The following is a 12,567-nucleotide window of genomic DNA, read 5'->3' on the forward strand; positions in this document are numbered from 1 at the left end:
TTACCCGGCAACCACGGGCGAAAGTTATCCATGTATATCTTATGTAAGAGAGGGCAATCTCGCGGGAATGGCAGCGCTGTGCAGCTGCGTAATTCTCGGCGTATGGAAAATTCGGGCCTAGCTCCCGTCCGCCACGTGCTTCGGCAGATGGCAGCTCGGGTCCGGCATATCGATAAATTCATGGATATCGACGGCCAGACTCTCCAGACGCGCAGGTACGCCCCGGTAAAAAACAAAGCGGCCCCGCCTTTCGCTCCAGGCGAATCCGGCGTCGACGATCAGCTTCATGTGCTTGACCACGGCCGGTTCACTGATTCCGTGCAAGCAGGCGAGCTGCTGTATGCAGTAGGGATGATTAAGCAGCGATTTTAAGATCGCGATCCGGGTCGGGTCACTGAACACCTTCATTTTCGCTACGAAGTCAGCGGCGATGACCGGCTTCTCCGCACGCCCCGGCACATCCACGTGCAGGCCGGTGGTAATCCGCTGAGGATAGACGCCGAGCAGCAGATGAGGCGCGAGAAAGCTGGAGACAAACAGATGGATGTGAGAGAGATCTTCATAGGCGAATTGATAGGTTCTGGCCTTGTGAAACTGCAAAAAGCGATCCCGGACATGCAGACGAGGATGGACCTGGGAGAGGAAGGCGATCGGATCTTTTTGCAGGGCCTCCTGGCTTTCATGGACCGAGCGGATCAGCCAAGGCTCGATGCGGCGTTCCTCTTCTTTAAAAAAGGGCAGATAGGCGTGGCAAAATTCCAGAAACAAGCGGTGTGCCCGCAGCGGACGGCGGATCAGCTCGCGGTGCACCGGCTTCAGCTGCTCGAATGCTTCATCGGTATGGCCGTCCATCCAGCTTTTCACTTGGAGGCGATGGTGCACGGGCCCCATCATCGCCTCGACGAATTCCTCCGGACTCATCCTCTCGATTCTCTCCAGACCGGCTTCGACGGAATGCTGATAGGTTTCGTCCCAGGGAAAAAGAAAGTCCATCACTTCCAGGAAGTGATTGGAGATGGCATCAAATGCCTGGAGATCGCGGAGCAGCGGGCGGGGCAGCCGATCCTGCGTCTCCCTCACCCAGCGGATGCGGGTGGTATGATGTTCGGGATGGGCAAGCACGTGCAGACTGAGGAAAAATTCATATCCGGGTATATAGGAGACGGTGACGCGCTTTCGCAACCACTGCTGCAAGTCATGCATAGACCTTCCTCCTTCATCATGAATTAACCATTTGGTTTATTGTAGGAAACAAAAGGCAAAAGTGTAGACATTATGCACGGATGAGCCGATTCTGTCAATCCCGCAGGAACAGGCCCCGCGGGCGCACTTTCACAGTGCGTTGCCGCAGGGCCACTCGCGTCAGTCTGTCATTTTCCGTATCTCCGCTACGCTGTGCTGCAGATCAGCCAGCTCTTCATTCGTCAGCAGTTTTTCCATATAGCGGGATTGCTCGTAGTACCGGGTAATCCGGGCCGCATATTCCAGCCGACCAGATGTTGTCCAGCGCTGTTGCAGGCGGCACAGGTATTCGTGCGGCGTCTCATACGGTGCGATGCCGAGGCCGGCATCCGCCATGTGCAGCAAAAACTGATAGTAGCCGTAGCGCACCGGATCGTCCTCCTGGCGGTGCGCCTTTGCCCGCAGCGCCTCCAGATCCCAGATGGGAGGCATTGTGCCCGCCTTCTCCGGCGGCAGCTCATGCAGGGTGGCTTCGACGGCTTCGGCCGGGGCCACGCTCACTGGGACTTGCGCTCCACCTCTTCGCTTCCAGATCGCCCAGCCGAGTCCGATCCCGACCAGGAGCACGCAGGCGGCGATGAGATAGGGCTGCCACAGAGTGAAGAGAGCCTCCCCTGTATAGGCCGCTTCCTCCAGAGGAAGTTCCTCGCGATTTCCCGAAGACTGCTCGAGCAGATCCTGGACTTTGCGGTTGCTGCCGAGCGAAGCCGACAGTTTTTCAATCCAGTCGCCTATTCCCTTGAGCAAGGGGCCAAAGATCCAGGACAGCGCGGCTCCGAGCGGCTTTTTCATCCATCCCCAAAGCAAGGAGAGCACCCACAGTCCCATGCCCGCCGCTGCGGCATAGCCAGCTGCCAGCAGCAGACGGGAGCCGATCAGCTGGACCCCGAGAAAAGCCGGCACGCGGGGCACGCGGACAGATAAGGAGGCCGTATCCTCCCTGGTCAGATATTCGCCCAGGCTGGCGAGCATATAGCCGGCTACGAGCAGGGAGATCACCGGATAGAGCTCGGCGGCCTGAAAGGGAGCGCCGCTCCGCAGCGGGCCGAACAGGGAAGCGATCGCCAGATGAGCCAGGCTGATGCAGAGTGTCATGATCCATGCGTTCAAAAGCGTCGCTTGGGAGTAGGATGAGGCGGCGAGACTGTGCACCCGCCAATAAAAGAGAGCGGCGGCCAGGGCGGCGAGGAGCACGGAATCAAGGGTCTGGTAGATCAATACCCCCACCGCAAACACAAGCGGGTAGAGCAGCAGGTGAAGCAAGAGATTGCGGGCCCCGCCATCGTACAGCCAGAGGCCGAGGACGAGCAGGAGCGTCGCGCTTCCGACAAAGGCGGCCACATCCGTCCACACGGAGGGCAGCCATCCCAGCAGCATCAGCAGGGATGCAGCCAGGAAGGACTCTTGCCAAAAGAGCAGGGATTGCCGCAGCAGATAGGAGCGGCTCATCGATGACTCACCTTCCTTTGGCGTCCAAAGCGGGTGGATACCCGGTCCCAGCGGCGGAGCGCCGGCTGTTCTCCGGACACATCGATTACGGTGAAGCGCAGCCCCCGGGCACTGAGACGCTCGATCATCTCAACAGAGCGCTCGTCCAGTCGGGGCGTGACGAGGATGATCATCTCCCCTGGAGAGCTGACGTGTTCCAGCCGGTGCAGGAGGGAGGCGAGGGACGTGGGCGCATACTGGTGCAGCTTGGCCAGATGGGTCATGAGCTGGATGTGATGCGCTTTGCCGCTGCCGGCACTCAGCTGATAGTGCTCCCGGCCGCGCTGCTTCACCGTGAGCAGCAGCTCCGCGGAGTAGGCATGCCTGCGGCAAAATACGGATAGAGCGGCGAGCGCTGAGATCGCACGCTCGTTTGTCTCGTCATTATGCCTCTGCAGCAGCGGCTCGTAGGAGGGCAGGATATGCCCAACCAGCTTCCAGCGCGGACTGGCTGTCGGCTCGAACAGGCGGGTTTGCAGCTGTCCCGTTTTGGCGCTCGCTTTCCAATGGATGTGCCTCAGCCGGTCTCCCGGCGCATACTGCCTGACGCCGCGCAAAAACGTGACATCCTCTGTGGGATGGAGCCGGGTGACCCGGCTGCCTTCCGGTTCGGTCGACCAGGTGTCCAGCGCAGGGAGAGGCAGGGGCTGGGGGTAGACCAGCACCGAGAAAGAAAAAGGCAATGGCAGGGGCGCCGACTCCTCACCAAAGAGCGGGATTGTCTCCATGTGCGCTTCACTCAGCCAGAGCACCCCCCTCTTGTGCGGGGTGATCACGAACAATCGCTCCGCGCTCTTTTTCGGCGGCAGGTGAAAGCGAAAACGAAGCCAGAGGCGTTGGTTTCGCTGCACCGCCTCGTCGGCATCGGCCGCCGCGACGTGGTCGGGCAGAGAAAATTGAACCAGCGTACCCGGAAGCGGCAGCCAGGAGCGGTTGTGGAGCCGCAGCCTGATGGCGATAGGCGTACCCGGCATGACACGGGTCTGATCAGCCTGCCACTCCACCAGGATCCAGCGGGGGAGCTGGCGGGTCCACCACTGGCTGAAGGCAGGCATAAAGAAGAAGAAACCGCCGAGCAGCCAGAGAAATCCGCTTCCGGAAAACAGGGCGAAAAGCAGGATGAGAAAGCCCAGTCCGTGAAATTTTTGGCGCGTGCTCATCGGCTATACGCCCTCTTCGACGGGAGCGGATACTTCCCGGAGGATGCTTTGAACGACTTCCTCTTCGGTGACGTGAAGCTCTGCTTCCAGAGACAGGCGAATCCGATGGACGGCCAGCGGAGGAAAGACTCGTTTTACATCGTCAGGCAGCACAAAAGAACGCCCCTCCAGATAAGCGGAAGCCTGAGCGGAGCGCAGCAGGGCGAGCATCGCGCGCGGGCTGAGTCCGACCTCGATGGAGCGGTGGTTCCGCGTCGCTTCGACCAGATCAATCACGTACTCCTCGATAGCCGGACTGACGTGAACCGCGGTCGTCTCCCGCTGCATCGCAGCGATTTCCTCGGGTGTGATGACCGGACGGACGGAATCCAGCGGGGTTTCGCTCCGAAAACGGCGCAGAATTTCCCGCGCTTCCTCCCGGTTTCCGTAGCCGAGGGAGAGGCGGAAGAGGAAACGGTCGAGCTGCGCTTCCGGGAGCGGATAGGTTCCCTCTGATTCGATCGGGTTCTGGGTCGCGATGACGAGGAGGGTGGCAGGGAGCGGCAAGGTGATTCCTTCGATTGTCACCTGACGTTCCTCCATGCACTCCAGCAGGCCGGATTGCGTGCGCGGCGTGGCGCGGTTGATCTCGTCAGCCAGCAGCACGTCGGCAAAGACAGGGCCGCGCCGCAGCTCGAATTCGCTCGTGCGGGGATTGAGCACGTGGAGGCCCACCACGTCCGAAGGGAGCAGGTCGGCGGTAAACTGCACGCGGTTGTATGTCCCGCCGATGGCTTGAGCCAGTGTTTTGGCCAAAACGGTTTTGCCCATCCCGGGGAGGTCTTCCAGCAAGACGTGGCCTCTTGCCAGCATGGCCGTCACGAGCAGGCGCACCTGTGCTTCTTTGCCCACGATGACGCGGTTCATGGTATCGAGGAGTGATTTCAGATTTGGTTGTGTCATCCGCTTGCATACCCCTTTTCATTTCTCCCTTTCGAAGAGGGAGTCTTCTCGGATCATTTTGACTTTACAGAAAATACTTTTTCATTATACAAGCCTTTCGCGGGGATTGCCAAATTTTCACATCCTCTAACAAATGGAGAGTTTAGCGGCGAATGGAAGGAGAAGATGGCCGGGTCGGCTGATCCAGCGAGCGCGCTCGCAGCGAAAAGAGCGCGCGGCGGCGGCCACGATGGCGCGGCAAAGCCTCCATCATCATTTGCCAATGATCCCGAGGTTTTTCCAAAGTCGGATGGATTTCGCCATAGGTGGTAGCGGCAATACCCAGGGCAGCTTCAAACAGGGGAGAGGCGCAATGGTACCCGTATCCTATTATTTTCGAATGGAACATTCAATAAAAGTAGTACAATACCTATGTAATTCAGTCAGGTAAAAAGTCGAAATCTCCGGGGGTTTCTGCTTGAATTCGACAGTTTATACTCGTTGTAAATATGTTCGATGTGCTGTACGATTAGGTCGTCCCTAATGGATGTAGGTCTTTTTTACTTTTGAACAGGTTCTGAGGTAATCGAAATGAACCAGATTCTGAAAGAACTCCGCTTCATGCTCTCTATCTTGCAATGGATCCTGTTTCTGCTCTTTTTTTATTTGTACATGAACGCTCATCCTCGCCATGACCCGCTGTTTTTTCTGCTGCTGGTGCTGATGATCGCCCATGCCGCCTTCCTGTGGTACGCACTTCCGAGGAGGTCCTGGCTCCTGCTGGGCCTGGTTGACTTGGGCGTGGCGGTCTATTTTATCGTGCTCACCGGCAAGTGGAACAGTCCGTTCATGCTTTACGCCTATTCCACCCTTTTATGGCTGACGACAGTGCTCAGATTAAAGCCTTTTCTGCTCGTTGCCGCCCTATTTCTCCTCACGTACTCCGTTCTTCAGGCTTGGGTGCCTTACGAAATGCATTTGCCGCCCTCTCATCTCGATGATCTTCGCTTCCTGCTTGATATCCTGCTCTGGACCAGCATGTCTTACTGGATCTTTACCGCAATAAATTTGGTAAAAGGGGCCTATTCCAAAGGTTTGCAAATATATCTGTTTATGAGAAGACTGTCGCATTCGGAGCAGCACGCACATCTGTGCCAGGAGACGGAAAAAACGGTCAGACGATTATTCCGTACAGATCATGCCTATCTTTGTCTATTCGAGGAGCGGGAGGGGGAAGGGAACTGGCGGAGAGATTATTTTGTGCAGCGGCTGCTTGATCTGGGAGCGGAGGGATGGGGACAGGTCACATCAATCGTTCTTTTTGACTTTACCGGCAGGGAAGACACCTACATTTGCTGGCCGCTCAGGCAAAATGGCCAGTCCTGGGGCTGTCTGTTGTTTTCGATCCCGACGAAAAAACCGATTAGCCGCTATGAAAAATTGCTGCTGCGGATGATGGATGTGTACATCTGTCAGCGATTGAAACAAAACTGGCTGCGGGAGGAGAAGGCTCGCGCCTTGCATGTGGAAATGCGGCGCAAGCTGGCCCAGGACATGCACGACGGATTGGCGCAGCAGCTGTTTCTCCTGTCCGCCCAGCTGTTTCAGATAAAACAGACGCTGCCTGCGGGGGACAAGGGGCCGCTACTGAAGAGACTGCGGCAGATGGAGGAGCGCATCCAGTGGTGCCACGGCGAAGTGCGCCATTACATTACCCATCTGCGGGATGCCCGGCCCCACCAGAAGATTGCGGAGGCCCTGGAGCAATTGCTTCAGCGGATTACGGCGGACAAAGAGATCCAGGTCGCGTTCAGCAAGCGCGGCCGGTTTGGAGAAGAACCGCTGCCGATCCAGGACGCGATCTATCGATTGGTAGAGGAAGCGGCTGTCAATGTCGTCAAGCATGCGGGAGCCACTCGGTTGGAGGTCAGCGTGGAGGCATCCGCTCTGCAGATCTGCGTTCGGGTGAAGGATAATGGCATCGGCTTTGTCCCGGATGAAAAGTCCCGATTGCCGAACCACTACGGCCTCCTCGGAATGAAGGAGCGGATTGCCGAGGTGGGGGGGACGCTGCAGATCAGCTCCTGTCCGGAGCAAGGGACGGAGATTGTGGCGATTGTACCGAAAAAAGGGGTGGAGAGATATGGATAAGGTCAGACTGCTGCTGGCGGATGATCACCGCATCGTTCGCGAAGGATTGAAGATGATCCTGGAAAGTGCGCCTCGCTACACGGTGGTAGAAGAAGCGGATAACGGAGATGAACTGCTGGCCAAAGCGAGAAGCAGCAAGCCGGATTTAATCGTGTCTGACCTGAAAATGCCGGGAGCCCCCATCATCGAGAGCTGCCGGAAGATGAAGGAAGAGAGTCCCGAGCTGAAAATCATGATTTTAACAGCCTATGACGAGAGCGAGGACGTCTTTCGGGCATTGGACGCCCAGGTAGACGGGTATGTCATGAAAGATACGGTGCCGGAGCAGATTCTGCATACCATGGACATGGTGATGATGGGGTACTCCTGCTTCCAATCCAAGCTTCAGCGCAAGCGAAAAGAAGAGTCAGAAGTGGCCTTTACCGAGCGGGAGCAGGAGATTTTTGCGTTAATTGTGGAGAATCTGAGCAATCAGGAAATCGCGAACCGCCTGTATATCTCGGAGGCCACGGTGAAAACCCATGTCAGCAGCATCCTCCGAAAGACGGGACAGCCGAATCGATCTCAGGCTGTTTTGTACGGACTCAAAAAAGGGCTTGTCAAGGTGCCGCGCTGATCGACGGCGAGAATCAGTATAAACGGTAAAGAGGGTATGAGATGAGATTGCGAAAGAAAAAAGGGGATCATTCTGCGTATTTGGCTGATCGCATGTTTTGGATGCTATCCGTGTTGGTTTCGGCATATGCGGGCATCTTGGCACTTCTCACAGCGTTTGCGTTTGTCTCACTTTCCTGGACAGAAGTCATGAAGCTGGCGATATACAGTGCCGTTCCCTGGACAGTCTACCTGCTGCATAAGCGTTATGTGCTGCCTGATACCCAATCGCGTCATGTCTCCGTCTTTTTGGGAATCGCACTTCTGTTGTTCATTTGTCTCGGCCATCCTCAACAACTGCCGGGCATATGGAATGTTTTCCTCATCTATCCCCTGTACCTGAGCTTTTTTCACGACAGGCTGCTGCTGGCAGTCTGGGGATCGGCCAGCTCCCTGATATACGCAGGCTCCCTTCTGCTGTACGTCGATTCGGTTGCCCTATCGGACGTGCTGGCTGTCCTGACGCTTGCGGCGGGCAGTCTCCTCTCCGCGTGGCTGGGCTTCTGGTCGCAGAACAGGTGGATGGATTCAGTCAGACAGGCCGCCGATGCGAAAAACCGGGAATACGCCATGAGCATGCTCAACGGGCTGGTTCCCATCGTCGAGCGAAAAACCCATACCAGCTGCAAGGAAATCGAACAGATGGGGAGACTGATCAAGCGGATGCTGCGAGAATTTCCAGAGGAAAAGGTGTACGACTGGGAGGTGGATCTGCTCTCCCTCCTCCACTACGTCAGCCGGATCAAATGGCCGGATTACGTTTTTGAAAAGAAAGGGAATCTGACCAGCTACGAATTTCAAATCATCCAGGAGCATTGCCATATCGGCACAGAGATGTTCAAGGGCGCCCCGGCCTATCAGCAGGTAATCACAGCGCTGCTCTTTCATCATGAACGCTGCGACGGCACGGGTTATCCTGCCGGGCTGAAAGGCGGGCAGATTCCCGTCCTGGCACAAATGCTGGGCATTGCCGAGTCGTACCTGGCGATGACGACGGCGCGGTCCTACCGGGAGCAGCTCGCACCCGAGGAAGCCTTGGAGCGAATATCCGCGATGGCCGGAAGCAGGTATGAAGAGCGGGTGGTGCGGGCTTTTACGAAGTCGCTGGAGCTTCCCTCGTCTCCGCAAAAGAAAGCCCCAATTCCCTCCATGGTTGGTTAGAGCGAGAGCGATGATTTCGGATGAAAGAGCGGGTTTCCCCATGCGAAGGGTGCAAACCGGCTCTTCTTGTGCTTGCCTTTTCCTGGGCCTGCGCGGGCAGACGATCTTCCCTCCCCGGTGATTCGCGAACATATGGAGGGCATATCCTTTCGTGAGAAGCGGATGGTAAGATGGAGGGAGAGGTGAGGGAATGTTTACCAGAAAATTGCGGTTAACGCTGCAAACCCGCATGATTTTGCTCATTATCTTTGTCATCGTCTCCATCATAAGTGCGATCGGCATGGTGTTTACCTCCATCATTTCCACTTCAATCGAAGAGCAGGTGGGAAAACGGGCGCTCAGCGTAGCCACGATTGTGGCAAACATGCCCGAGGTGCAAGCCGCGTTTGGCATGACCGATCCATCCGCTGTCATTCAGCCGATTGCGGAAGCAGTGAGAAAACAGACCGAAGCGGAATACGTCGTCGTGGGCAACCGCCAAGGCATTCGTTACTCCCATCCCCTTCCGGAGCGGATCGGGAAAGAGATGGTCGGGGGGGACAACGACGAGGGGCTGCTGCACGGGCGCTCCTATATCTCCAAAGCGGTGGGCAGTCTGGGTCCCGCTCTGCGGGGGAAGGTGCCCGTCAAAAATCAACACGGCCAAGTAATCGGGATCGTATCCGTCGGTTTCCTCCTCGAAGATATCGAAGAAGCCGTCGACAGCTATCAGGAAAAGGTTCTCGTGATTATCGCGCTTTCCGTACTGATCGGCGTCCTCGGTGCGATCTGGTTGAGCCGGCGTTTCAAACGAGCCATCCTTGGTTTGGAGCCTGAAGAGATTGCGGCCCTGTACATGGAGCGAAATGCCGTCATCGAATCGGTGAGGGAGGGCATCGTCGCCATTGACCGGCACGGTGAGGTCAGCACGGTGAATAAAGCGGCGATTCGCATCCTGGAGTTGCCCGCTGATCAGGATGTGCACCGCAAGCCGATTCAGGAGATATTGCCCGGCAGCAAGATGCTGGAGGTGCTGGAGTCAGGGGAAAGGCAGCTGGACCGGGAGGTGATCATCGCGGGGAAGGAAATTATCGTAAACCGGGTGCCGATAAAGATCGGGAGCAAGGTCATCGGAGTCGTCAGCAGCTTTCGCCCGAAATCGGAGATCGACCAGCTTGCGGAAGAGCTATCCCAGGTGAGGCGTTACGCGGATGCCCTGCGTGCACAGACCCATGAGTTTCACAACCTCTTGTACATGATCTCGGGTCTTTTGCAGCTCGGTTCCGTTCAAGAGGCAATCGAGCTGATCACCAGCGAGACCTCCGCACAGCAGGAAATGATCTTGCTTCTGGCGAGACAAGTACCCGATCCGCTGATTGGCGCCTTGCTGCTGGGGATGCACAACCGGGCCAAGGAATTGAAAATCCAGTTTCAGATTAACCGCGACAGCCGTCTGAAAGAGCTGCCCGCGACAATCAGCCGTCAACAGGTCGTCCTGCTGCTCGGCAACATCATTCAGAACGCGTTTGAATCGGTTAAGGATCCTCGCGTGGAAGGCAAGAAAACGGTGGAATGCTATATTTCCGATACCGGACAGGAGATTTTGTTTGAAGTGGAAGATTCGGGCCCTGGCGTGGATGAGGCGATCCGGGAGCGTATTTTTGAATACGGCTTCTCCACCAAGCAAGGGGAAAAGCGCGGCATTGGCCTCGCCAAAGTAAAAAGCATCGTGGAAGAAATGGGCGGCTACATCCTGGTTGGAAAAAGTGAATGGGGGGGCGCGCTGTTTACGATTTCGCTGCCCAAAGCAAGGAGGGACACACATGAAGCAGGTTGAGGTGCTCATCGTAGAAGATGACGTCAGAATTCTCGAAATTAACCGCCGGTTCGCCGAGAAGGTGGACGGCTTTCAAGTGATGGCGACGGCGACCAGCGGCGAACAGGCCAAGGAGCTGTTGGAATATATCCGCCCCAATCTGGTGCTGCTGGACGTCTATCTGCCGGATATGCTGGGCACCGATCTCGTGTGGCATATCCGGCAGCACTACCGCCACGTAGACATTATCATGATCACGGCTGCCAAAGAAATGGAGATGGTGCAGGCGGCCCTGCGCGGAGGGGTGTACGACTACATCGTCAAGCCGCTGGTATTCGAACGTTTTCGTGAGCGGCTGGAAAGCTACCGGGAGCATGTGATGCGGACCAGCGAGGCGGGATTTGTGGACCAGGAAGAAATCGACCGGCTGATGTCCCGGCGTCTGCACCCGGCCAAGCTGAGGGAGACGAACATGCCCAAGGGAATTGACAGTTTGACGCTGGAGAAAGTCATGCAGGTCATCATGCAGGCCGACGTCAGGGGACTCTCTGCTGAAGAAGTGGGCAGGCTCGTGGGGACAAGCCGTACGACGGCCAGGCGTTATCTGGAATACCTGGTTGCAGAGGGCAAGCTGCGGGCCGATTTGGTGTACGGGACAGTAGGCAGGCCGGAGCGGAAGTATCTGGCCGTCACGTTGCAATGAGATAGCGTAGGCAAAGGCTGTCAGGTAGGCAGCCTTTTTGCATTCCAACCAAGTCTGTGAACTTTATGGCCAAAATAGACAAAATATTCAAAATGGAAATTATGCACGCAAACTATTCAACTGTCAGGCAGCGTGATACCTTATGAACAGTAATTTGGATGCGCTTTCAAACACATAAGGTAAGGGGGATGTACCTATGAAAAAAAGAAGTCTTTTCCTCGCGCTGTCCACCAGCATCATGCTGTTGGTGGCTGCATGCAGCAACGGCGGCAATGCTGGCAATGCCGGCGGCAGCCAACCCACAGGACAATCTGCGCCTGCAGCTTCTGCCTATCCGGAGAAGCCCATCGTGATTGTCGCACCATCGGGAGCCGGCGGCGGCTGGGACAAAACCGCCCGCTCCATTACCAAGGTATTGATGGAGACCCAATTGGTAGAGAAGACGATTACGGTGGAGAACAAGCCGGGCGGCGGGGGAGCCGTATTTTTGGCGGAATATGCGAGCAAGGACAAAGGGAACGCATACAAGCTGTTTGTCAGTTCGCCGCCCATTCTGATCAACAACAACAAAAAAGAAGGAAACAGCCCGTTTGGGTACAAAGATGTGACGCCCCTCGCTCAGCTTACGAGAGACTTCGGGGCCATCGCGGTCAAGGCGGATTCTCCTTATGCCGACCTGAAGAGCCTGCTTGATGCGATCAAGGCCGATCCGACAAAAATATCGATGGCGGGAGGTTCCGCTCCCGGTTCGATGGACCATCTGGTAGGCGTCTTGCCTGCGGCGAAATACGGCATCGATCCAAAGGCGGTCAAATACGTTTCCTATGACGGCGGCGGGGAGGCTATTGCCGCATTGCTCGGAGGCAACGCGGATGCGATCGCCACGGATGCATCCAGTCTGACCGAGTACCTGAGAGCAGGGAAAATCCGCATACTTGGGATTGCCTCTGATGAACGCCTGGGCGGGGAGCTGAAAGAAATCCCCACCTATAAAGAGCAGGGCATCGATGCCAGCTTTACCATCTGGCGCGGGATCTTCGGTCCGGCCGATATGCCTGCCGACGCAAAAGCGTATTGGGACGAAAAGCTGAAGGCGCTCTCTGAGAACGAAGCATGGAAGAAAGAGCTGGAGGCCAACGGGTGGGAAAGTGAATACAAAGACTCCGCCAGCTTCACCGCGTTCCTCGACGAACAAAACAATTTGGTAATCGAGCTCCTGACGTCGCTCGGCATGGCCAAATAAAAGGGAGAGGCACCCCTCTCCTTTTTTCTAAGCTTCAGCTTTTCTCAAG

General features: G+C 56.5%; 10 protein-coding genes. 6 read left to right on the forward strand and 4 right to left on the reverse strand.

Annotated elements, in window-relative coordinates; all coding sequences use genetic code 11:
* Positions 1-117: 117 nt before the first annotated feature.
* From JD108_RS02215 to JD108_RS02230, 4 genes are all read right to left on the reverse strand, one after another.
* Positions 118-1,203 carry an ArsR/SmtB family transcription factor gene (locus tag JD108_RS02215; RefSeq protein ID WP_198828390.1) on the reverse strand — a complete coding sequence of 362 codons (1,086 nt, stop codon included), beginning with the start codon at positions 1,201-1,203 and terminating at the stop codon, positions 118-120.
* A 159-nt stretch (positions 1,204-1,362) separates the two neighbouring features.
* Positions 1,363-2,691, reverse strand: coding sequence for a DUF4129 domain-containing protein (locus tag JD108_RS02220; RefSeq protein ID WP_198828391.1), 1,329 nt, complete (start codon positions 2,689-2,691; stop codon positions 1,363-1,365).
* Positions 2,688-3,890, reverse strand: coding sequence for a DUF58 domain-containing protein (locus JD108_RS02225; RefSeq protein ID WP_198828392.1), 1,203 nt, complete (start codon positions 3,888-3,890; stop codon positions 2,688-2,690). Before JD108_RS02225 ends, JD108_RS02220 begins: the two co-directional genes overlap by 4 nt.
* Before the next feature lie 3 nt (positions 3,891-3,893).
* Positions 3,894-4,832 (reverse strand): AAA family ATPase, encoded by a 939-nt coding sequence (locus tag JD108_RS02230; protein ID WP_198828393.1) that lies wholly within the window; start codon positions 4,830-4,832, stop codon positions 3,894-3,896.
* Between the two features lie 570 nt (positions 4,833-5,402).
* On the opposite strand from JD108_RS02230, the gene JD108_RS02235 reads away from it, so the two are divergent.
* The 6 genes from JD108_RS02235 (at position 5,403) to JD108_RS02260 (ending at position 12,518) form a co-directional block, all read left to right on the forward strand.
* Complete coding sequence (locus tag JD108_RS02235; RefSeq protein ID WP_198828394.1) at positions 5,403-6,962, forward strand: sensor histidine kinase; 1,560 nt, start codon at positions 5,403-5,405, stop codon at positions 6,960-6,962.
* Positions 6,955-7,578, forward strand: a complete 624-nt coding sequence (locus JD108_RS02240) for a response regulator (protein WP_198828395.1) — start codon at positions 6,955-6,957, stop codon at positions 7,576-7,578. The genes JD108_RS02235 and JD108_RS02240 overlap by 8 nt, the downstream gene beginning before the upstream one ends.
* Positions 7,579-7,619: 41 nt before the next feature.
* Entirely contained in the window at positions 7,620-8,777 is a 1,158-nt protein-coding gene (locus JD108_RS02245) for an HD-GYP domain-containing protein (RefSeq protein WP_198828396.1), read from the forward strand.
* A 190-nt stretch (positions 8,778-8,967) separates the two neighbouring features.
* Complete coding sequence (locus tag JD108_RS02250; protein ID WP_198828397.1) at positions 8,968-10,593, forward strand: ATP-binding protein; 1,626 nt, start codon at positions 8,968-8,970, stop codon at positions 10,591-10,593.
* Entirely contained in the window at positions 10,580-11,275 is a 696-nt protein-coding gene (locus JD108_RS02255) for a response regulator (protein ID WP_198828398.1), read from the forward strand. Before JD108_RS02250 ends, JD108_RS02255 begins: the two co-directional genes overlap by 14 nt.
* A 196-nt stretch (positions 11,276-11,471) precedes the next feature.
* The gene (locus JD108_RS02260) at positions 11,472-12,518 is read left to right on the forward strand and encodes a tripartite tricarboxylate transporter substrate binding protein (RefSeq protein WP_198828399.1); all 1,047 of its coding nucleotides are present in this window, start codon (positions 11,472-11,474) and stop codon (positions 12,516-12,518) included.
* Positions 12,519-12,567: the final 49 nt, after the last annotated feature.

It is taken from the genome of Brevibacillus composti, assembly GCF_016406105.1.
GTDB lineage: Bacteria > Bacillota > Bacilli > Brevibacillales > Brevibacillaceae > Brevibacillus > Brevibacillus composti.